At 44.9% G+C, this 23,388-nt stretch carries 17 protein-coding genes and 2 tRNA genes; 11 read left to right on the forward strand and 8 right to left on the reverse strand.

Annotated elements, in window-relative coordinates; all coding sequences use genetic code 11:
* The first annotated feature begins 229 nt into the window (after positions 1-229).
* From ONB37_18530 to ONB37_18555, 6 genes are all read left to right on the forward strand, one after another.
* A complete protein-coding gene (locus tag ONB37_18530) occupies positions 230-1,618 on the forward strand; it encodes a TolC family protein (GenBank protein MDZ7402159.1) in 1,389 nt (462 codons plus the stop codon).
* 224 nt (positions 1,619-1,842) lie between these two features.
* Complete coding sequence (locus ONB37_18535; GenBank protein ID MDZ7402160.1) at positions 1,843-2,976, forward strand: efflux RND transporter periplasmic adaptor subunit; 1,134 nt, start codon at positions 1,843-1,845, stop codon at positions 2,974-2,976.
* On the forward strand, positions 2,973-6,116 hold the full coding sequence (locus ONB37_18540; GenBank protein ID MDZ7402161.1) for an efflux RND transporter permease subunit: 3,144 nt from the start codon (positions 2,973-2,975) through the stop codon (positions 6,114-6,116). The genes ONB37_18535 and ONB37_18540 overlap by 4 nt, the downstream gene beginning before the upstream one ends.
* A 479-nt stretch (positions 6,117-6,595) precedes the next feature.
* A complete protein-coding gene (locus ONB37_18545; GenBank protein MDZ7402162.1) occupies positions 6,596-7,096 on the forward strand; it encodes a metallophosphoesterase in 501 nt (166 codons plus the stop codon).
* A 181-nt stretch (positions 7,097-7,277) separates the two neighbouring features.
* Positions 7,278-8,270, forward strand: a complete 993-nt coding sequence (rfaE1, locus tag ONB37_18550; GenBank protein ID MDZ7402163.1) for a D-glycero-beta-D-manno-heptose-7-phosphate kinase — start codon at positions 7,278-7,280, stop codon at positions 8,268-8,270.
* A 68-nt stretch (positions 8,271-8,338) separates the two neighbouring features.
* A complete protein-coding gene (locus ONB37_18555) occupies positions 8,339-11,365 on the forward strand; it encodes a M1 family aminopeptidase (GenBank protein MDZ7402164.1) in 3,027 nt (1,008 codons plus the stop codon).
* A gap of 211 nt (positions 11,366-11,576) precedes the next feature.
* Here ONB37_18555 and ONB37_18560 read toward each other — a convergent pair whose 3' ends face one another.
* The 4 genes from ONB37_18560 to ONB37_18575 form a co-directional block, all read right to left on the reverse strand.
* Positions 11,577-11,909, reverse strand: coding sequence for a cupin domain-containing protein (locus ONB37_18560; protein ID MDZ7402165.1), 333 nt, complete (start codon positions 11,907-11,909; stop codon positions 11,577-11,579).
* Between the two features lie 3 nt (positions 11,910-11,912).
* Positions 11,913-13,163 carry a hypothetical protein gene (locus tag ONB37_18565; GenBank protein ID MDZ7402166.1) on the reverse strand — a complete coding sequence of 417 codons (1,251 nt, stop codon included), beginning with the start codon at positions 13,161-13,163 and terminating at the stop codon, positions 11,913-11,915.
* Positions 13,164-13,407: 244 nt separating this feature from the next.
* Positions 13,408-14,682 (reverse strand): dicarboxylate/amino acid:cation symporter, encoded by a 1,275-nt coding sequence (locus ONB37_18570; GenBank protein ID MDZ7402167.1) that lies wholly within the window; start codon positions 14,680-14,682, stop codon positions 13,408-13,410.
* 105 nt (positions 14,683-14,787) lie between these two features.
* A complete protein-coding gene (locus ONB37_18575; GenBank protein MDZ7402168.1) occupies positions 14,788-15,255 on the reverse strand; it encodes a hypothetical protein in 468 nt (155 codons plus the stop codon).
* Positions 15,256-15,905: 650 nt separating this feature from the next.
* Between ONB37_18575 and murG the strand changes: the two genes are divergently transcribed.
* The 5 genes from murG (at position 15,906) to ONB37_18600 (ending at position 19,320) form a co-directional block, all read left to right on the forward strand.
* Positions 15,906-17,024 carry an undecaprenyldiphospho-muramoylpentapeptide beta-N-acetylglucosaminyltransferase gene (gene murG / locus ONB37_18580; protein MDZ7402169.1) on the forward strand — a complete coding sequence of 373 codons (1,119 nt, stop codon included), beginning with the start codon at positions 15,906-15,908 and terminating at the stop codon, positions 17,022-17,024.
* Between the two features lies 1 nt (position 17,025).
* A complete protein-coding gene (locus tag ONB37_18585) occupies positions 17,026-17,706 on the forward strand; it encodes a glycosyltransferase family 2 protein (protein MDZ7402170.1) in 681 nt (226 codons plus the stop codon).
* Positions 17,707-18,031: 325 nt separating this feature from the next.
* Positions 18,032-18,107: transfer RNA gene (locus ONB37_18590), tRNA-Lys, on the forward strand.
* A 36-nt stretch (positions 18,108-18,143) separates the two neighbouring features.
* A tRNA-Lys gene (locus tag ONB37_18595) sits at positions 18,144-18,216 on the forward strand.
* Between the two features lie 63 nt (positions 18,217-18,279).
* Positions 18,280-19,320, forward strand: a complete 1,041-nt coding sequence (locus ONB37_18600) for a radical SAM protein (protein MDZ7402171.1) — start codon at positions 18,280-18,282, stop codon at positions 19,318-19,320.
* A gap of 10 nt (positions 19,321-19,330) precedes the next feature.
* On the opposite strand, the gene ONB37_18605 is transcribed toward ONB37_18600, so the two are convergent.
* The 4 genes from ONB37_18605 to ONB37_18620 all read right to left on the reverse strand — a co-directional run.
* Complete coding sequence (locus ONB37_18605) at positions 19,331-20,080, reverse strand: LytTR family DNA-binding domain-containing protein (protein MDZ7402172.1); 750 nt, start codon at positions 20,078-20,080, stop codon at positions 19,331-19,333.
* Positions 20,081-20,136: 56 nt separating this feature from the next.
* Entirely contained in the window at positions 20,137-21,201 is a 1,065-nt protein-coding gene (locus ONB37_18610; protein MDZ7402173.1) for a histidine kinase, read from the reverse strand.
* 351 nt (positions 21,202-21,552) lie between these two features.
* Complete coding sequence (locus tag ONB37_18615) at positions 21,553-22,341, reverse strand: tetratricopeptide repeat protein (protein ID MDZ7402174.1); 789 nt, start codon at positions 22,339-22,341, stop codon at positions 21,553-21,555.
* Positions 22,342-22,494: 153 nt separating this feature from the next.
* Positions 22,495-23,388, reverse strand: an 894-nt coding sequence (locus tag ONB37_18620; protein ID MDZ7402175.1) for a TonB-dependent receptor, incomplete at its 5' end; no start/stop codon positions are given.

The following is a 23,388-nucleotide window of genomic DNA, read 5'->3' on the forward strand; positions in this document are numbered from 1 at the left end:
TCATCCTAACTTTGCGAAAATGCTTGAGCGCGATCTGAGCGATATTTTTGTATCAATCATCCGCTAATCGGGCCCTGAAGAGTGACTATCAATCTGAGATTGCAACAAGGCTTTTGTCGAACGGATCGTTTGAGCGGATGGTTGGCAACAAAATTCTTCGGTTTGTCTGCTTAATGAAGATTTGGTTATTAAACGAATTTGCTTAATAGATGATCTATGGGAGGTCGGAATGATATTCAAACAGAGGGTTTTAATTTTATCCGTGATTACTGTGCTGCTTTTGCCGATCATCGGGAATAGTCAGGAGGTACTTGTTTTAGATTTAGATCGAAGTGTGGATCTGGCGCTAAAAAATAACCCAAGCATTCGGATGGCGGAGAAGGAGCTCTCGAAGGCTCGAGCTGGCGTTTGGGAGTCGGTTTCCAATATTCTGCCGCATCTGGATGGTTCGGTCAGTTTCCAGAAGGCATGGGCCATCCAGGAGACGGTGATCCCGAATTTCATTAAAATGATGTTGCCTCCAGGAACGCCTGGGCTGGAGCTTTATCCTGACTACGTTAGGGTCGCTTTTGGTATTGAGAATACTTTTCGCTATGGTGCCAGTGTCACCCAGCCATTATTTTTGGGAGGTGCAGGGATCGCGGGGGTTCAGGTCGCCATGGCAGCGCGCGATGCTGCCGAGCTGAATCTCGAGGAACAGCGCCAGCAATTGATCTACCAAACGGCTGATGCATTTTATCTTTGTCTGCTCACCAAGGAACTGGTGAAAGTCCAGGAGGAGGCGATGGCGCAAGCGCAGGCGAATCTCGAGAATGTGATCAAAAAATATGATGTTGGTATGGCATCGGGGTTTGACAAGATGCGGGCTGAGGTTGAGGCGGCCAATTTACAGCCAGAGTTGATCGCTGCGAAAAACAATTATCAAACCGCTTTGACTCAGTTAAAGACGATCCTTGGGTTAAAGCGCGAGGCTCTGATCGAGGTGCAGGGACAGTTGGAGTATGTCAATGATGAGTTCGGCGATATGCCCTTGGAGGAAATTCAGCGATTGGCTTTAAAGGATCGACCAGTTGTGCGGGCATTATCAGAGCAAAAATACATGGCCCAGAAAGGAATTGCTCTGGCACGAAGTAATTTTCTCCCCAAGTTGTTCTTCCAGACCGATTATTCTTATATGGCGATGAGAAATGATTATAAATTTCGACAAGATGATTTCAGCAAAGGCTTTACTTCCTCATTGAGCCTCCAAATTCCGTTATTCAAGGGTTTCAAATCGGCGGCCCAGTTCCATCAAGCACAATTGGATTTCAAAAAGATGCTCGATTCCGAAAAACAGGTGTATGATGGGATTGCTGCGGAAGCCGAAATGGCCTACAATAAATTTCAAGAGGCGCGTCAAAAATACCTCTCTGCTCGACAGACTGTTGATTTAGCTCAGGAAGCATTGCGGTTGGCAAATCTGATGTATGATGAGGGGATGAATACTCAATTGGATGTATTAAATTCGCAACTCGCTTTAACCCGTGCCAAATTGAACTATGCCAATTCTGTGTACGAATATCAGAAGGCGCGATATCAATTGCGGAAAGCTACGGGCAAACTGTCTAGTGTATTATAGCTGTGAAAACATTGCCTTCGAATCGCTGATGAACGAGTTGCAGAATGAAAAAATCAAATCTGTTCCGGGCATGTTTTCATTTTGTTGTCTGCTGATGGATGGAAATCTGCTCATGCATTTAATTTGAAAGAGAGGATGGGATTGTTCATTTGCGGCATTGACTGTTGCGAGCAAAAAATTGGTTTGTTTTAGAATATTTTTTAATAAAAAATAAGGAGCTTAAAATGAAACGGATGGTATTAGTTGTAGTGGTGTTGGCTTGGCTATCTGCCATGATCATGGCTGGATGTGATCGCTCGAGTTCGAGAGCCACCGAGACTGAGGTCAAAATACCAGTCGAGGTGATGACGGTGAAATTGGGGGATGTGGTTCAATCGTTGACATACAGTGGAGATATCAAGGCTGAGACCGAGGTAAAGGTGTTTTCGAAGATCCCAGATCGGATCGAACGATTTTTTGTTGATGTGGGAGATGAGGTAAGGCGAGGGTCTCCCATTGCGAAAGTTGTCGCCACGACGATCGAGCAAGCGGTGAGGCAAGCGGAGGCGGGATTAGCGGCTGCGCGCGCCCAAGAAGCGAACTTGCGGGTTGAATTTGAGCGTGCCCAACGGCTGACCAATGAAAAAGCCATGAGCCCGCAACAATTCGATGCCATTAAAACCCAATATGAAGCGGTCAAGGCCCAGGTTGAACAAGCAGAAGCTGCGGTGAAGACGGCCCACAGCCAATTAGCTGATGCAACAATAACAGCCCCAATTAGCGGCGTGATCGGCAATCGCTATTATGAAGCCGGTGATATGGCCAGCCCCGCTATGCCAGTAGTCACGATTGTACAAATGGATCGGGTCAAGATCACTTTTTATGCTACGGAAGAAGATCTGGGGAAGCTCGCCATTGGACAAAAAGCAGCCGTGATGGTTAAAAGCTATCCCGATCGGACCTTTGAGGGAAAGGTGGTTAAAATTAGCCCAGTGCTCGATCCGTTGACTCGCATGGCCGAAGTCGAAGTGTTGATCGACAACAATCAAAGATTGCTCAAGCCAGGTATGTACGCTCAGGTGGAGGTTACGGTTGGCATTATCAAAGATGTGATTGTCGTGCCACGTTTCGCCGTGATCGAAAATACGACCTTGGAACGCATCGAGGGACAGGATCAAGTGATCAAAAACTATTATGTTTTTGTGGTAGATAGCAACAAAGCTTTTCAGAAAAAGTTAAGCGTTCAATATGCAAATCATAAATCCCTCGCCGTAAGTAGCGGCGTTGATATCGGAAGTAAATTGGTCATTGCAGGACAAAATAATCTTCGCGACGGCGTGGCTGTGACAATTATCAAAGGTGAGGAGGATAAATTATGAAAATCACCCAATTCTCTATAAAACGAGGCGTGACGGTATTTATGATCTATCTTATCGCCGTCGGCTTCGGTTTATTTTCGTTGATTCGATTGAAAATCGATCTCTATCCGAAATTGGATTTTCCGCTACTGGCGGTCATCACCCAATACACAGGCGTGGGGCCTTTTGATATTGAAACCGTAGTGACCCGTCCGATTGAGGAAGCGGTTGCATCGGTGCAGAATGTGAAAAAGGTGAGTTCCACTTCAGCCCAAGGGCTTTCTTTGGTGACCTTGGAATTCGATTGGGGCACAGACATGAATCAAGCGGAAATCGACGTCCGCAATAACCTTGAATTTATAAAGGACGTGCTCCCGAGGGATATTCGATCGCCGATGGTGTTCGCGTTTGATCCATCGGCTCAGCCGATTTTGTATCTGGCGGTCGAATCCGACCTGCATGGTCAGGCCGAGCTTCGTCGCATCTCTGAACAGGATATTGAACCTCGAATCGAGCGCATCCCAGGTGTTGCGTCAGCTTTTACCATTGGGGGGATGCGACGAGAGATCAAGGTGTTGGCCGATCCAGTGCGGATGCGCGCCCATAACGTATCGATTCAACATATCATCGGTGCGCTTCAGGCCAATAATCTGCAGCTCCCTTCTGGCTGGATCGATGATAAGCGCCAGGAATTTACCATTCAGACAGCGGGTGAGTACTCATCGCTTGAACAGATCGAAAATACCTCTGTAGCGATGATGAATGGCACCAATATCCGGATCAAAGATGTCGCGACAGTGGTCGATGGATTCGTCGAACAACGACAGCAGGTCTGGAACAATAACAAGCCTGCCGTCATGCTCATGGTGATGAAGCAATCGGATGCCAATACGGTTTTAGTTGCCCGCGAAGTGACAAAACGGCTGGACAAAATTCAATCGGAATTGCCTCGAGGGATCAAATTTCAGACGGTATTTGATATGTCCACATTCATCACCCGCTCCATGTCCAATCTGGGCAACACCGCATACCAAGCGATTGCGCTGACGTTTTTGGTTCTGCTGTTCTTCCTGAGAAATGTGCGAAGCTCTCTTATCGTTGCAACTTCGATCCCAATTTCAATGATCACCACCTTTGCGGTGATGGATCAAGCAGGGCTAACGCTTAACATTATATCGATGGCGGGACTTGCGTTGGCAGTAGGAATGTTGGTGGACAACTCCATTGTGGTGCTGGAAAATATTTTTCGGCATCGAGAGGAGGGAGAGGGGCCGACAGAGGCGGCCGATAAAGGCACTTCTGAGGTCTCGATGGCAATTACCGCATCGACTCTTACCACCCTGGCAGTGTTTGTCCCAGTTCTTTTTGTGCCAGGATTAGCTGGCCAATTGTTTAAAGACATGGTGATCACCATTGTCTTTTCGCTTACAATTTCATTGGTCGTGGCATTAACCTTAATACCGTTGCTGGCATCTCGCTTCATTATCATTAACCAACGGCTGAAACAAACCACCACTTTCTTTGGTAGGCTTGGTCAGCGAATTGGTGGTTGGATTGAGAGATTATCTGTAATTTATGGTCGGAGTTTGGCATGGTCGATAACTCATAAAAAAATTGTTTTGATTTCGGCAGCGGTTGCATTCTTTATTTCGTTAGTAATCTTGTTCAGTCTTGGAGGTAATTTTCTCCCAAATAGTGATATGGGGTTTATGTCCATCGCGGTAGATCGCAGCCCTGGTACCAGCTTGGAATCGATGGAAGCAAGCATGCATCAGCTAAATGAGATCATCATGCAGAATGTGCCGGAGATTGAGAATATTTATACCAATTTTGGTCAGGGTGAAGGGGTAATGGCTCTGTTTTCCACCCAGGGCTCCAGCGAGGGAGATATTACGATCCGATTGAAAAGCATTAAACAACGTAAAAGAAATGTGTTTGAAATTCAGGATGATCTCAGGGAAAAATTGAAGAGTTTGCCCGATGTCCGTGCCCGATTTGCAGATCGTGGTCAGGAGGCTGTGATGGGGGGCGGCGCAGATATTCGGGTCGAAATTATCGGCCATAATTTAGAGGTCGCCGAGGCTTTAGCCTATGACATCGAGTCTCGATTAAAGAATATTAAAGGCGTCGTCAATACCGAAACCAGCATTCGGGAGACCGTGCCAGAGTTGCGGATTAACCTCGATAGAAGCCGGGTCGCTGATTTGGGGTTGAGCACTGCTCAGATCGGACAGGTTATCAGCAGCAGTATCTTAGGAACTGTCGCGACCCGTTTTCGCGAGGGTGGCGATGAATTTGATATTCGAGTTCAATTGACCAAAGATGCTCGGACCAATAAAACCGATATCGAAAATATTTTGTTGCTAACACCCATGGGCAGGCAGATCCCATTGCGAGCCGTGGCGACGGTCGATTACTCGAAGGCCCCAAAACAAATTATCCGTGAAGATCAGGAGCGGCTGGTAACTGTTGATATCGATGTCTCTGGTCGGGATTTACGGAGCACAACCAGCGATATCCGAAAAGCGCTGAAGCAAATGCCCATCCCCAATGACTTTCGCATCGAGATCGGTGGTGTAGCTGAGGAACAGCAGGAATCATTCATGTACCTGGGCCTGGCTTTGGTGGTCGCCATTCTTTTGACTTACATGGTGATGGCTTCTCAATTCGAATCGTTGCTCGATCCGTTCATCATTCTGTTTACGATCCCGCTTTCATTCATCGGAGTCGCGCTGGCACTGTTGGTTACCGGCACAGAGTTAACCGTAATGGCGCTGGTGGGCTTGGTAATGCTGGTGGGGATCGTCGTGAATAATGGGATCGTATTGGTTGATTATATCAATCAGCTTCGAGAGCGGGGAATGGAGCTTTATGAGGCCATCTTTAAAGCTGGATTGGTGCGAATGCGGCCAGTACTTATGACGGCATTGACGACGATCTTCGGGATGTTCCCATTGGCATTAGGCCTTGGCGAAAGTGGTGAAAACTGGGCACCGATGGCCCGTTCGGTCATCGGCGGATTGACCGTGGCCACGGTCCTCACCCTGATTGTCGTCCCAGTGATCTATGCTGTTGTCGAAATTTTAGCCGAGCGGATTCGAGCAAAACGAGAGGCCCGCATGCGTGCAAAATATGGCATTCCTGTTGCAGAACAAGCATGAACGAAGTGACCATTCTCAGCGACGCAATTGGTGCGATCCTTCAACCTCACCAATATTTTGGATGAATTGGCAATGGCAGTCTTACCCCATAAAGAGTGATCCCTATAAATCGGAGAGGATGGCAAGCAACCTTATTGCAGAAAGCGATCCCACTGCAATCAGATTGATGATTGCGGTGGGATTTTGCTTATTCGTGAACTTGGTGAGGATGAATGGTACGCGCGAATCCCAGCAGAGGCTTTTGTCGATGGAGATGATGGCCCTTTTTTGAGTTGCAAGCCAAGCATGATATTGGAAATCGGCCGATTTTCAAGATGAAACTGATTTAGAACTCAGCCGTTCAATAAGAATATTTTTATAAACTCTCAGATTAACTTGAGTGAAATTTTCAATATGAACATTTTTCAAATAAAGATGCTTCAATATCGCAAATAATGAACAATCGTGCTCATTCAGAAAACAAATTGGAGGGATGATAAATGGGACAAATCGAACGTGTTGGAATTTTATCGGACAGCCATGATAATTTGCCAGCAATTCGAGCGGCGGTGCGATTGTTTAACGATCGGAAAGTCGATTTGGTGATCCATGCGGGTGATTTAGTAGCTCCATTTACCGCAAAAGAGATGAAGCAACTGAATTGTCCCTTTAAAATAATCTTGGGGAATAATGATGGGGAGATCTTAGGGCTCTATCGCGTTTACGATGGCAAGGTTTATCAGCCTCCTTATCAATTTAAAGTCAATGAGAAAAGCGTATTAGTCCTTCATGATCCGATTTTGTTATCAGCTCTAAAAGAGACGGCAAAATTTGACCTCATCATTTATGGCCACGACCACACTGCTTCGATTACCCAAATGCCAAGCGGCACCATTGTGGTGAATCCTGGAGAATGTGGTGGTTGGTTGACTGGAAAGCATACCGTAGCAATTTGGGATGTCGTTACGCATCAGGTCGAACTAATCCAACTAACATTATGATTGTTGCTATATGTTAGTGATATCTTCAATGGCCAGCAAGCTGGATATTGCCCTAGTTACTTGCAACATTCACGATCCATTTCAAAATGAAAAAATATCTTTTAATGATTACTTGATTCGTCGTGAAAAAATTATTGACAATTAATTTTAAAGTTATATATTCACCTATGGCGGAAACGCAATGATCAAAATATCAGTTGATCGATTGGAATGGTTTTTTGAGCAATTTAAAGAAAAAAAGATTCTGGTAATTGGCGATTTAATGTTGGATCGCTATGTTTGGGGGGTGGTAAATCGAATTTCGCCAGAAGCACCTGTTCCAGTCGTCGAGGTGACCAATGAGTTCATTCGTCTGGGAGGTGCGGCCAATGTCGCTAATAATCTTGCTTCCCTGGGCGCTTCTCCAATTCCCATCGGAGTGGTTGGCAATGATGTGGAAGGACAGCAGCTAATCGAACTGATGAGAACACTCAAGTTTGCAACGGATTGGATAGCGATCGATGATTCTCGCCCCACGGTCGTAAAGACACGAATCATAGCCAACGACCAACATGTGGTCCGAGCGGATCGTGAAAGCCGGATATCGATTAATTCTTCCATAATGAACAAGATTCTGCATGCAATCAATTGCAATATTCAAGATGTGGATGCCATTATTCTTGAAGATTATAACAAAGGTTTGTTGAGCAAGGAACTCATTGGCGAAATAATTGCAATAGCCAAGCAGCATCAGAAAATTATCACTGTTGATCCGAAATTCGACAATTTTTTTGAGTATAAAAATGTAACGCTATTCAAACCCAATCGAAAGGAAGCAGAGGCGGCGTTGGGTATCAAGATTGGCTCAATTGATCAGGTGGAGCAAGCGTGTCGCCTCATGATGGATCGCTTGGCCTGTGAAGTTGTCTTAATGACTCTTGGCGATCAAGGAATGTGCTTATTGACCTCGAGAGGAGAATTTAACCAAATTCCAACCAAAGCTCGAAAAGTTCATGATGTATCTGGTGCAGGCGATACCGTAATTGGGACGCTAACCCTGGTGCTGGCTTCTGGCGGTGAATTGAAAGAAGCAGTGACATTGGCGAACCATGCTGCTGGAGTGGTTTGCGGTGAGGTGGGCGTTGTGCCTATTGAACCAGAAAAGCTAAGAGAATCGCTGGCTGAGAGCACATAGAACCCAGTGAACCATCTTGTGATGATCTTTATTTTGTTCATTAGTGAAAAATTGAAAGGCATACTCAATTGCAAAGTTATCGGCACATGATTTTGGCGATCGTTCTGTCGACGGTCCCCACTTCTTGGTGCCAGAGCGAATCGTATTGGCAGCAGTTCGTCCACTATCGGATCCGCGCGAGTCTCGATTGCAACACCCACAGCATTCACGCCATTGAGGAATTGGAATATCATAACCTGTCCCCGGATACGCTTACCGAATTATTTTTTCATCTCTATCCCAATGCCTTTCAAAAAAACTCCATTATGGACCGCGAGGCCCGTGCTGCTTCGGTCAATATCATCCAAACGGATGCGAATCTAGGGTGGATCAAGGTTGATTCCATCGAGGTTCGTGATCTTAGTTCCAACCAAAAAATTTCCTTTGATGATAAGATCGATGATACTATTCTTAAGATAAATTTGAACGCAAAGCTATTGCCAGGTGAGCGATTGTTAATTCGAATGAAGTTCGTGACAAAGATCCGGCAATTCCTCCCCGCTGGGGGCAAAGGGGGTTATCGAGGCAATCATTATGAAGTTAGCCAATGGTATCCGAAAATCTGCGTCTATGATAAAAATGGATGGAATGCGACTCCGTACCACTGGTTGGGTGAATTTTATGGCGAGTTTGGGACTTTTGATGTCCAGCTTGATCTGCCCGCTTCATATATTGTCGGTGCTACGGGAGAAGTGGTGTATGGAGATCCTGGATGGCGTAAAGCCGCGATTGATTCGACTGGGAATGCGGTCTCACAAATTACCAAGATATCTTTGACCAAGGCAGTGATCAATGAAGCGGCTCCGCGACGGGTAGTGTCATTTCATGCTGAGAATGTCCACGATTTCGTATGGATCGCAAGCCCCGACTACTTATATCAGGCGGGAAAATGGAATGATGTCCCGATACATATTTTGTTTCAGAAAAGTTCTAAGCAGGTTTGGTACAATACTGCGCTAACTCGGGCACAGCAAGCCTTAACTTGGCTGAACGATACGATCGGAAAATATCCCTATCCTCAATTGACGCTTGTTGAGGGAGTTCTGTTTGGTGGCATGGAATATCCGATGGTTGCTGTGCTGGGCGATGTTGATTTAACCTTAATTTTGCATGAAATTTGTCATAATTATTTCTATGGGGCGTTGGCTAATAATGAAGCGAAAGAGGGTTGGCTGGATGAGGGACTGGTCACTTTTCTCAGTGATCGACTGGTTCGTGAAAATGCCCCTAGGTACATGGCCAAGACAACGCCTTCTATTCCTATTCGTGCCGCATTCATTCGCAACCAGTTCGGTCAAGTTTCCCTCGACGATATTAAATTGAACTCGATCTATTATTACCTTTACAGCGGGCATCAACAGCCGCTATCTACCCCCCCTTGGAAACTTGGAAATCTTTTTCTTTATAGCTATAACATCTACGCAAAACCCGCCAGGATCTTCGCAATGCTGGAGTATCTATTGGGCAGGGATGGTTTTGACCGCATGCTAAAACAGTACTATCAACAATGGAAGTTTAAACATGTTGATCGTTTTGCTTTGCAGAAAGTCTGCGAACAGATAAGTGGCCAAGACTTAAGCTGGTTCTTCCATCAATGGATCGATCAAACGAAGCGAATCGATTACGCGATTACCGAGGTGACAACAGCTAAATCGGGCGATGGGAGCTGGCGGACAGAGTTCTTGATTAAGCGACTTGGCTCAGGCAACATGCCGATCGAACTAATGGTTGTGACTGAGTTAGGGGATACGCTGCGCCAACGCTGGCAGAATGAGCAGCAAAACAGCACGATTTTCTTCAATACCCATTCAAAAATTACAGACTTCCAATTGGACCCTGGCGACGTTATTCTGGATCAAAATCGTTTGAATAATGGCCGATTCACGATCAAACATTATCTTTATCCCGATTTTCCCAGCATGTATTACCTTCCCAGAGATGCGTATTCTGCGTTTTGGTGGCCCCAGCTATGGTATAATAATATCGATGGAGCAAAAATTGGCGTGAAATTGTATGGTGGCTATCTGAATCGATATTATGTTGTCAGAAGCCGCTTGTGGTATGGCGTTCGCTCCAAACAAGTTGATTTCGAAATCGGGTATACGATGCCCTGGGAATGGATCAATGAGAATTGGTGGCGCCACGTTTATCTCATCAGAGCCGAAGGTCGGGCTCAACTGTCTCTAAGCGCCAATTATGTGAAGAGCCGTGAAATCGCTGGGCTGGAGAACCTCAATATTAAGTTCGGCTTTGCGCACCAGCATGTTTTCGACGAGCGATACACGGATCGGATTGTTCTCTGGGATGACCAAACGATTCATGTACCCGAGTGGGATATGGGATCGATCAACAAATTTTTCTTCTCATACAGCAATTCCACCAACCCAAAAAACTTTCCCCAATATCAATATTCAGTTCGCGCACAAATTTCAGATCAATTATGGGGCAGCGATTTCAATTATTATCGTTTAGCGTTTGAGCATCAGGTGGTCATGGGGAGCATCAGAAGTAATAGGAAGTTGAATGTAAGAAATTTTTTGGGCTTTGCCATATCATCACAGCATCGGGTTCCGCTTCAGGAACAGTTCGGCATTGCTGAAGCCAATGCAAGCCAACGTTTCGAACATTATTACTTGAGCTCCCCCGGTTCGAAGCCTTATTGGATGGCCTTATACCTCCCTGGGGATGGAAATCTGAGGGGTTATTTCAATAAGCTCATTGCAGGTAACCAGTCGCTTACTTCTGAGCGAATTGCAGCGGTGAATTTTGAACTGATTCAGCGGAATTTTCAACAACTGTTCCCCCACCAAATTAAAACGCTTGTTCAGGGCATTGATCTTTGTCTGTTTTTTGATGTCGGTAGGATCTGGGACGTGAGGCTGGAGCATGATTTTTTAATGGATGCCGGGATAGGTTGGCGCTTTTATCAAATGATTTTTGGAAAACAGCGGACTCTCCGCTTGGAGCTGCCCCTGTGGCTGAGTCGCCCCCGCATCGACCGCTTTCATCCACCTGAATCCCGCTGGAAATTCCGTTGGATAATCAGTTTTGAATAAGAGAATTCCAGCCTCCCATGCCCGATCCACCGATGCAATGTTTCATCGGATCTGCATTAGCAAATTTATCGGATGTTAGAAGCATTCAAGGTGGGAGGATTAAACCAAAATTGCTGTCTCCATTGTGACCACGTTCATGAAACAATCCAGCGACAGATGTATGCTGAAGCCCTGGGCAGCAAAATTTATTAGTCCATCTCTTGTAATGATTTTAGTCTCCTTTGGTAATTATGTCATGGGGTTCGACCAACAAGACAATGGTCTCATCGTCCGCTTCGGATTGGTGAGGTGTATCTCGTTTTACCAAAAATGCCTCCCCTGGCTTGATGGTCACCTGGTGATTTGTGAGATTGATTTTCAAAAGGCCTTTCAGTACAATAAACAGCTCATCCTGCCGAGAATGCCGATGCCAATGATATTTTCCTTTGATCTTTACCAACCGCACGATCGAATCGTTCACTCGGAACAGATCCAACGGGACCCAGTAATTGTCAATCATCTTTGCCATTTCGTCAAGTGAGACTTTTTCTGCGCGGTTATTCATTTGTTATTCTCCTTCTAATCCAAGTTCTTCCAAAAGGGGGAATAATATGGGATTGACATCATACCAAATTTCGTCATCCAAGCCGTATTCAGTGTAGCTCATTTGCATGAACAGTTTCTTGGTCGCCTCAAAATTTACCAGCGATTTTGATTGTCGAATTTCCAGAAGCTGCTCCAGCTCTTTTTTTGAATATGCGGTTTTGTACAAATTTCTGATGCGCACCTCCGCCATGTCCACCACTTCCTCATCGATAAAATCGATTTTTTCCATCATGGCGACGATGCAACATTGTCGGACCAATTTCACTAATTCGAAAACGATCCCACCGCTCAGAGTCACAATTTTCTCTATGGCATCGTCAAAGATCAATTTGCTGGGCATCCTTTTGGTGATGATCTCCTTGAGTTTGCTGCGATTTTTTTCATTGGGATGCCCCAATCGATCTTCGATTGCAAAGTGGGACAGGTAATAAATGCCGTTGAAATTATTAAAGAGGGTAATAAATTCTGGATCATATTTCAACATTAAAGGAAAGGTGTAAACCATGAAACACGGAAGTCGAATGAGATTGCGCAGCGATTTCGTAAAGAGGTCTTTAGCATTTTCGATGCTGATCTTATCCATGTTAGGCACCAGCACCAGCACGTCCTTTTTGGTCTGCAGATCAATATCTTCGATCGCTTCATTCAAAAGGCTTATCATATCGCCAATGCCGGGTTTGGAGCTTTGTTTGAGCACCTCCTTATAGCTTTGCTCCTGCTGGGCATCTTTTGAGATTTTGTCAATTGTGCCTGTATCGAGCAAAATTTCGGTCGCTTTGCCGCCTTTGACGGCCACGGCAACTTCTTTGCTGATCTCCCATCCATAGCCGTAATTCAAAAATTTGTCGATCTTATCGCCGATCGGCAACTTCTCTTTTTTGGCAATTGCCCCGACCTCTTTTAGAATCTTTGATATTAACCCCTCCAGGTTGAATTCAAAATTGCTAATGAAATTTTTGCCGGGCAACAAAATAGCATGGAATTCCTTTTTCAGGTCCTCTTTCAACTTGCCCAATTCTGTAGACTTGCCACAACCCGGCGGCCCAGAAAGCAACACCTTCGGAAAACCAGTATCAGTTTTTAATATGGTCTTGATTTCGGCCAGTGGACTGGGATCTCGATCTACGTAGTAGGCTTTGATATCGTCCTCTTCAATCAAAGGGTAATTGGGATCGAAAATTCGCAGTGCATCTTCAATGGTATTAGCTTTCATATTACTCTCCTGCTAAATTCAGGAAACGCTCTGCTCGAGGGGGCTGAATACGAATTTATTTCATCTACAATAATTATTCGGGACACAAGATTGGTCGTCACAAATCCAAAAATTCAATTCAAAAGAGCAATTTAGTATTTTCACCATTTGATCCATCGAAAAGAGAGGTCATCTTCTTATCGTTTGCGAGGTCGCCCTAAAAATAAAAAGATCCAGGTACTTCTCTATAGGTTTTCTAATTGGCTTAATTGTTAGGGCTCCGAACCTGCCTTTCAGAATGGCCGACTACCACGGCGCATACCGCATCGCCAGTGATATTGACAGTAGTGCGACACATATCCAGAATTCTATCTACTCCCAAAACAAGTGCTATTCCTTCAAGGGGTATCCCGATTTGTTTCAGCACCATGGTAAGCGTTATCATGCCAACCCCTGGAACCCCAGCGGCTCCGATCGATGCTAACGTTGCCATTAATACGATGGTGAGCTGCTGCCCAATCGTTAGATCTATCCCAAAAACTTGTGCAATAAACACGGCCGCAACTCCTTGATAGAGCGCAGTCCCATCCATATTGATGGTGGCGCCCAGCGGCAGCACAAAACTGGTGATTTCTTTGTTGACCCCAAGGTTTTCTTCAACGCATTCCATGGTAACTGGTAAAGTGGCAGAGCTGGAACTTGAGCTGAAAGCAATCAGTTGCGCGGGACGGATCCCGCGGAAGAATCGTGTCACGCTGGCTTTGGCTCGGGTGAGTAGCTTTAGAGCGAGGCTGTAAATCAAAGTAACATGGATTAGCAGCCCCACAATCACGACCAGAGAATATTTGAACAATGGGCCTAAAATGCCCAGCCCAAACTCACCAATGATGGAGGCAATCAATGCAAAGACACCATACGGTGCTAAAGCCATAATAATATGAACCAGCTTGATCATCGCCTCGTTGATTCCATCAAAAAAGGATATAACTGGTGCAGCCTTCGCGGGTGGGATGAGCGTTATCGCAATCCCTAATATCAGCGCAAAGAGAATAATCTGAAGCATTTCGCCGGCCGCAAACGATTCAATAGGATTCCGTGGGATAATATTGAGGAGCGTCTCCGCCATTCCTGGCTTCTTGAGTGCAACATCAATCTTCGATGCCGCCTCATTAGAGTAATTTGCCAGAAGTTGTTCCTGGGTTGCCTTAGAAATTCCCGATCCTGGCTGAAACAGGTTGGCAAGCACCAAGCCTATGATAATAGCGATGGCCGTTGTGCAAAGATAATATACGATTGTTTTACTGCCGATTCTCCCTAGCTTACGAACATCATTGAGACTGGCAGTTCCAACGAACAATGAGGCGAAAACCAGCGGGACCACTACCATGGTGATGAGGCGAATGAACGCAGTCCCTAATGGTTTGACATAATGACTGATGAAAACAGCAAAACCAAACTTATTGGCAAGGATTCCAATGATTGCCCCAAAAATGAGTCCCAACATGATCCTAGTGTAAAGTTCGAGCTTCGGCAGTTTCATTTTATCTCCTGAGGTTGAAATGGAAAAAGCAATCCTTTATCACAATTCTCTCCAGAATTATTTCGATACCCGAGCATCCATCAGATTTGATGAACGCATGCCAAATCAAACCAGATCGATCCATTCTAAGGGCCAGCGCCATTGCTTTCCATCGGCTGTTTCAATGACCACGCGGCGAGAGTGGCTTCGCACTGGCAAAACCACTGGGACAATCTGTCCATGGTAACGGCCTTTCGGATCATGTTTGATCAATACTTTATCCCCAATGGATAACGACCGATAGCGTTTAAATGGATCAATGAGTTGATAGATTAATCGCAGTGAAGAGCTTTGCTTGGCCCTGGGCTGATTGATCTTTAGCCCTTTGACGTGAAAATTTAATTGCTGAAGGCGATCTATTGCCCACTTGTTGGCTAAATTTTCTCCTTCTCGGGCATGAAAACCGAGATGATAGCGGCGAAAATGATGCAATTCATGGGCAAACAGAAAAGCAATATGGTCGCGCAATGACTCATACGTTAATTTCCAGCCATAGCGATCGAACTGGCACAGCGGATATGAAAGTTTCCGCATACCAATGTGCATTCGAATGAGCTTAAAATTAGCTGGCAAATCTTGAGGGATATCAAATCCACGGGTAAATTTCCATCTACCACGGGAACTAATAAACTGACTCGCAGAGAGCCAATTTCGGGCAAAAGCTATGCCTCCGCTCCACGAATACTTGCTGAGAAAATAGTTTGAAACGACCAAATCGCTTGTATCTGTATCATCAGATATCAAGTCGAATATGTCTGTTAGTTCAGATTGGACCAAATTCAATCTTTGCTGCCAATTGGTATCTGAGAAATAATAAATTTTCATACCGGCGTTCTGTGGCTGATTTTTTTGCCTTGAAATTTCATAAGAAAATAACAAAAAAATTGGATAATTGCAAACTAATTTATAATCGATCGCATTAATCGGCAGCAAAACTTGCAAACTGATATGGATTCGATGAATTAATAGATCAAAAATCAAACCAAGATTCATGAATTTAATGGCTGAAACCCGATGCCAATATAGCAAAATTTTCGAAAATGAATAGAGAAAATTTTCAGTACGAAAAATGGACCAGACGATCTTAAGCAGACCATCAATTAATTATTGACTTTGAAGTTTATTATGTGTAATTTTGATCAAGTCCAGAACAATGAGGATAACCATAGCAAGCGGTTTGGATCATGAGCGAGGTGGATCTCTTAAAGATAGTCATTTCTGGGGGTGGCACAGGCGGTCATATCTACCCTGGAATTGCCATAGCCAACAAGATAAAACAACTTCATCCAAAGAGCCAAATTGTTTTTGTTGGAGTCAAGAATCGAATTGAGGCCAAAATTGTCCCAAAGGAAGGGTATCCACTAAAGACGATTTATATCAAATCACTCCCGAGAAAAATGGGGCTGAAGACGATCGGCTTCCTATTCTCGCTATTCGTCGGTTTGATCCAATCGATAATTTTCCTGCTTCGCTATAAGCCGAAGGTGGTTGTCGGTACTGGGGGCTATGTGAGCTATCCAGTGGTCTACGCGGCTCATTTGCTCAAAATCCCCACTTTGATCCAGGAGCAAAACAGCTATCCTGGGATTGCCACGAAGAAGTTGGCTTCAAAGGTTGATGAAATTCATTTGGCTTTTGAAGAGGCGGCACGATATTTATCCAAGGCTCATCCTGAAAAATTTAGAATCACGGGTAATCCAATCCGTTTGCCTTCGGGTCGCATAGATCGAGCAAAGGCGTTGGAGCAATTTGGCTTGGAAAAAAACAAACGCACGTTACTGCTGTTTGGTGGCAGTCAAGGAGCAGCGCCTTTAAACGAGGCGTTGTTGAATGCATTGCCAGAGCTGTCGCCGAACATTCAAATTCTCTGGCAAACTGGGGAGCTGGATTACGAGCGGGTTCGAACTGAAAGCAAAAAATTTCAGCATCGAATGGTTATTCAGCCTTTCTTTTTCAATATGGCGGATGCCTATGCGGCAACCGATCTTGCCTTGTGTCGCGCTGGGGCAATTACTATTGCTGAACTCGTGCAAGCTGGGGTTCCTGCCATCTTTGTGCCGTTACCCCATGCGGCTGAAGGCCATCAAGAGAAAAACGCTCGGGTTCTGGTCGCTGCGAATGCAAGTGCCATGATTTTACAGCAGGATTTAACTGGTCTGCGACTCAAGGCGGCGATCGAAGAATTAATTTTCGATGACGTGAAGTTGACAGAAATGCGACGAAACCTTCAAAAATTCCATTATCCTGATGCCGCTGGTCAAATCGCTCAGCGAGTCATCGAATTGGCAGGGCAAAAGGTTTAGGATGGTGAAAAAAAATATCTGCGCGATTATTCCCGCCTTCAATGTGCAGAATACCATCGCTGAAGTGATCTTCGGAACCAGTCAGGTGATTCCGCTTCACCACATCATTGTGATAGATGATGGTTCCAATGACCAAACTGGGACGATCGCTCGTCACGCTGGCTGCATCGTTCTACGCAACGATTTCAATTGCGGCAAGGGCTTTTCATTAAAAAAAGGCTTTGCCTTTGCCATTCAAAACAACTTTCAGGCGCTGATCACTTTGGATGGGGATCTTCAGCACGACCCCGGCGAAATACCGAATTTTATTGCTGCGTTTGAAACAAATCAGGCCGATTTGATATTGGGGGACCGCTCTCATGATTTTTCCACTATGCCATTGGATCGCCAGTTAAGCAATAAAATCACTTCCTTGATCATCTCTATTTTTACAGGGCAGCGGGTCAGGGATAGTCAAACCGGTTACCGCTTAATCCGATCTGAAATCCTGAAGCATATTTCGTTGATCAGCAATCGCTACGAAACCGAATCGGAATTGTTAATAAAAGCCCTATTAAAGGGCTATCGCATCGCTCATGTGCCCATCAAAACCATCTATAACCAGCAGCCGAGTCATATCCATCGATTCATCGATACATTGAGATTTCTGAAAATATTTTTCTTTAGTATCCTCAGCCATTAGGAATCTTCCATTAAAAGAAATTGCTGAGCAAAATCGTTCACTTTGAGAGCTCTACAAAATAATCGCATATTGAACAAATGCGGCTATTCCTGCGGAAGCAGGGATTTCTTTTTTGAGACGGATCGGCTATTGGGAAAATAGCTGGATTCATTGACATGACAGTCAGATCTCAAATTATCTGGATGCTGCAGAAGTCTGCTTCATAAACAGAGGGCGTCATTCTCTCATTGCACAAAATATGCTAAGCTGAACCCAAAAAATCAATTTTTTTGTTGACTTAATAATGAAAAATTGTTATATTCTGTGCCCTAAAAAATGAAAATGAGAGGGTGTAGCTCAGCCGGTAGAGCAACGGCCTTTTAAGCCGTGGGCCCAGGGTTCGATTCCCTGCACCCTCACCAATACTTAAAAAAGCTTGACAATTTAACAATTTTTTCGCGCCCATAGCTCAATTGGCAGAGCATCTGACTCTTAATCAGGAGGTTCCAGGTTCGATTCCTGGTGGGCGCACGATAAATCAGCTCACATGAAAGTGGGCTTTTTTTGTTTTTCATCTAAAAGCTCTCATGTCAAATGGTCGAAAATTTGGTATACAACCAATGTCAGCTTTGCCCTAGAAATTGTCAGGCAAATCGATCCAATTCGAAGCTGGGATATTGCGGCGAAAGCGATCGGTTACGCATCGCTACTATTGAAGCTCATTTTGGAGAGGAACCACCTATCTCGGGGACGAATGGTTCGGGGACAGTGTTTTTCTCCGGTTGCAGTTTGAAGTGTATTTATTGCCAGAACTATCAGATTTCGCATCAACATCTCGGTCGGATCATGACAGTCTCTGAGGTAGTGGATCGGTTGAATCAGCTCATTGTTGAGTATCAAGTGCACAATATCAATTTCGTTACTCCCGATCATTTTTTTCCCCATACCGTTGAGATTGGTGCATCAATACGCCGGCTCGGATATTCAATTCCGATCGTTTATAATCTCTCTGGGTACCAATCGATCCAATCATTGAAGCTGATTGGATCCGCTGCAGACATTTATCTCCCTGATTTCAAGTATAGCGATGCAACCTTAGCAAAGGCCTTATCGAACTGTGAGGATTACCCCGAAATCGCTTTAACAGCGATACATGAAATGGTGCGTCAAAAAGGTTTCCTCGACAGTTTTCGAGATGATTCACCAAAGACCAATCCAATCGCTTCTCGCGGCGTTTTGGTCCGCCATCTCATCATTCCTGGGCAAGTAAAAAATTCCATTGATGCATTGACCATTCTATTTTTGGAATTCGGCAAGCACCTTCCAGTCAGCTTGATGTCTCAATATGTTCCGATTAAGAAATTTCCCTTTGAGTTTTTGAATCAAACCGTATCGCAACTCGAGTTCAGCCAAGTTTATGAGCATGCGCTTGAACTTGGATTTGAAAATTTATTCGTCCAATTCCCCGAACCTACAACCAAATCGCGCCCGTTTCTTCCAGATTTCAGCCAACCGACTCCTTTTCTTGGAAATGTAATTCAGCGACATCGGCTTTCAAGTGTCTATGAACCCCATTTCAATCAAAAAGAACGATCCCCCTCGTTCCGATATGTTGACGAAGACGGAAGCTTATAACCGTTTTGCGTCAGATCATAAACCGAGCCAATTTTTTATATCCTAAGCGACTGACATAAATTTCTTTTCCATCTTTCAGGTATAATTTATAACGGCTGGTCGATAATGGGACAATATCCCGAATCGCATCGATATTCACGATATATGACCGATGCACTCGGACAAATTGATCGGGATTCAGCCGCTGTTCGAGATGGTTGAGGGACTGCTGGATGAGGTAGGATTCTTTGTGGGTTCGAATTTCGGCATAATCATCCATCGCTTTAATGGCGCTGATTTCTCGGCAATGGATGATCACAATTTTGCCAGCCTGTTTGATCAAAAGTCGCTCCAGATAGGGTTGGGAACCTCGCAGGGATTGCAATAATTTTTGTAACGAGTCATCTCGCTGCTGGCTCGATACGATTTGGTGCACAGCCCGATCGACCGCCATTTGAAACCGCTCGGCATCATAAGGCTTGAGCAGATAATCGATAGCATTGACCTCAAAGGCTTTGATGGCATATTGATCGTACGCCGTGGAAAAGATCACTCTGGGCGGATCTTCCAGCATTTCCAGCAATTCGAAGCCATTGATCTCGGGCATTTGGATATCAAGAAACATCAAATCAGGCTGGTGCTGGTCGATAGCATCCAGCGCTTCGTGGGCATCCCGACATTCAGCCACAATTTGGATTCGGGGATGATCATCCAGATATTCTTTAATGATATCTCGCCCTAATTTTTCGTCGTCAATAATTATTGCTTTGATCGTTTGCATTGCTTCAATCCAATAGCTTGATCTCTGAACTGATTCCATCGCTCCGAGCAATGGCATCAGTTTTGTAATGGCAGTTTGAATTCCACTTTAAATTTGTTTGCCTCTGATTGATCGATCTGCCATGCGTAATTTGCGCCGTACATCCGATCCAATCGCTGGCGAATATTCGTGAGAGAAATGCCATTGCTTGCTGAAGTGGCGGGTTTCGACGACCTGTCACCACCAGTTTCATTGATAACGGTACCAACGATCTGGTCATCGATGCGCCTGATCGATAACGAAATCGTCCCGCCAGTTCGGGTGCTGGCGATGCCGTGTTTTACAGCATTTTCGAGCAACGGTTGCAGCAGCATGGCTGGAAACGGCTTGGTCAGCAAATCGGGATCGATGTCCTCCTTGAAAATCATCTTGTCTCCAAATCGCATTTGCTCGATGGCCAAATAGGTATGCACCAATTCCAACTCTTCTTTGAACGGGATCATTAATTTATCATGGGTCTCAAGGGACATCCGCAGCAAATCGGATAGATGGGCAATCATCTTTCTTGCCGATAAAGGATCTTTGGTGACCAAAGCATTGATGGAATTCAGCGCATTGAACAGAAAATGGGGATTCATCTGCAATTTGAGCGCCTTGAGTTCGGCGTCTCGGGTGAGAATTTTGAGTTCAGCTTCTTCGATCTCTTTCTGTTTCAAATTGCGATGATAGATGATGGTGTAAAAAATTCCTGCCACGAAGAAGTACTGTATCATGCCAAATAAAAATTGCCAGCCAATGATCCCCCTGACATCGACCTGCTCAAAAATTCGCTCGCCCTCGGCCAGATACCAGGAACCATAGCTCAAAAAAAGCCATAGCGCTGAACAAAGAATGGCGAAAAGAAAATGAATTGAGAAGAAGAGAACTTTGCTTGTCCGATCGAAAGAGATTTTTTTACAAATAAACCAGATCACCAGGCTGACCAGGCCAAACAGGTAGTTGTAGTTGGCTGAAGCAATGAGCGCCGCCCAAAAGGGAATCGCTTCGATTTGTAGATACATCACCAGCGCATAAAACAACACCCAGAGGGTGCATAGCAGGATGACCCAGCAGATTGTTTTTGATTTTGTTGCTGTTTTCATTTTTTACTCATTGTGACCAAGCATGCATTCCTAAACTTAATAAGTTCAGGAATGATTGGAAATCGGATAACAAAACCGTACAAATTTAGCCAACTGAATAAACGTGTCATTTCGAGCGTAGCGAGAAATCTCTCTTGTAAACATCTTCTATGATTCGGCGGTCTTTTGCTAGTAAAGATTCCTCCCTTCGGTCGGAATGACAGGCTCTGGTTCAAACGGCTAAATTCTTACTCAAAACCTATGTTACCTGTGGTTTTTTAAGATTAACTTGACCAAGCATTCCTAAACTTGAAAAGTTTAGGAATGCTTTCACATTAAATTTAACCCGATCAAACCAAAAATTCAAGCTCTTTATTTTATAGCCATCATTTTCTTCTGCAGATCTGGCAACAAAACATAGTTCACCCAAGCATACTCAGGATTGATTTCCAGCGCCTTCTCAAAGTTAGCTTTTGCTGATTCAAATTCGCCATCTTTCACTTGCACCACACCCAGCCAGGCATACGCTTCCTCATGCCCCCAATTGGGCAGCAGGGGATCAGCGACTTTGAAGCTATCGAAACAAGCAATGGCTTGCTCAAAATGCTTTTTCGCTTTTTCCTTGCTGCCGCCAAACATCTTCGGTGTGTAATAGGCCGACCAGGCTTGAATCAGGTAATTTCGAGGATTGTGAGGTTCAAGCGCCATCGCCTTGTCCATTTCTTTGCCCGCCTTTGGCCCCAGGGTCATGGCTGAAAAAGGACTGACGGCGATTTTATTTCCGTACATCGAGCTCAAGAGACTATGCGCTTCTGCAAAATCGGGTTTGGCTTCGATGCATTGTAGCAACTGGTCGATCCCATCATCAATGAACGGTTTGGCTTGATTCTGGTTCTGTTTTGAAAAATGGAAGGACGTCAATCGATAATCTGCCAGGCCGATATAATAGCGCACCAACCAAGCTTTTGACGAAGGCTCGCTTAAAAGTCGCTCGAAATAAGCACGGGCTTGCAGGAGATCGGCTTCCTCCCAGGTATTTTCAGCTTGCTTGAGTTGCTGCTTGCCCTGAATGATCAAAGAGTCGATGGTGATGTCAGTTTGAGCAATTGAAATAAAAGGGGCGATAAATAGAAACAATGTTATTAAGAATGTCTTTTTCATTTGAACCTCCGATTGTTATTATTTTGAGCTGATTTTCTTAAACCTTAACATCCCCCTAAATCCCCGCGCCAACTGGCGGGGGGACTTTTTTAATCCCCCCCTTTGAAGGGGGGCCAGGGGGGATGTTATATTTAGCGTTTGGAATTTTCCCATTTACATATTAAATGAAACCCCAAAATAAACCGACCTGCCAAACGAGCTCTCCACCGCATCCCGCCGCTGATAATCAGGCGAATAGCGATAATCATAGATGTTGATTCTTCCCTCCAGATTGGAGATGCCTAAATAAAAGATCGTCAGATTCCTTTCGAAAAAGCGATGCAAATGGGAGAGGGTAAAATCTATTCGCATATAATCTGGGACTCTCGCCTGATGATATTTATCGGGCGCAGGGGTATATGGTTTGCCTGTAGCATAACGAAAGCTGATTCCCGCTGAAAAATTTTTGGGCAGTGTGGCATTTAGCACCAGCGTCAAGTTGTGGGTGATATCGAAATAAGGCGGGGCCAACGTTGGCGCATCCAGCCATTTGCGACGGGCTTTGAGCCAGCTATACGACATCCAGCCTGAAATTGGCCCATAAGAATTTTTGGCAAATACATCGATGCCAGTGGCATAGCCATGCCCTTGATTGACGTAATTCAATTGCTCATCCTCCAGCAGCAGCCTGGAGTAATTTTTATAATAGCCTTCCAGTCGGAAAATTTTATTTTCCTGCTGAAACGCATAGCCGATGATGTAATGTACCGCTTTCATCGATGACAATTGAGGATTTCCCACGTAAGGATCATAATAACTCGGCTCAGGAAACTGGTGATAGATACCCCAACTGGCCGTGAGATTCGACTGGGGCGTTAACGAATAGATCAGCGCCAGTCGTGGATCAAAAATATATTTTTTCGAAATGGACTCATACTCGCCCCTTAGTCCTGGGGTCATTTTTATCCCCAATGGACCAAATAGCTCCAACTCGATAAATTGAGCGGCTCGGTAGGAATTGTAATCGGTATTCACCTGATCGGTTGGCGCAGTAGGGCTTAAATCCAA

The sequence above is a fragment of the candidate division KSB1 bacterium genome (assembly GCA_034506395.1).
GTDB lineage: Bacteria > Zhuqueibacterota > Zhuqueibacteria > Thermofontimicrobiales > Thermofontimicrobiaceae > Thermofontimicrobium.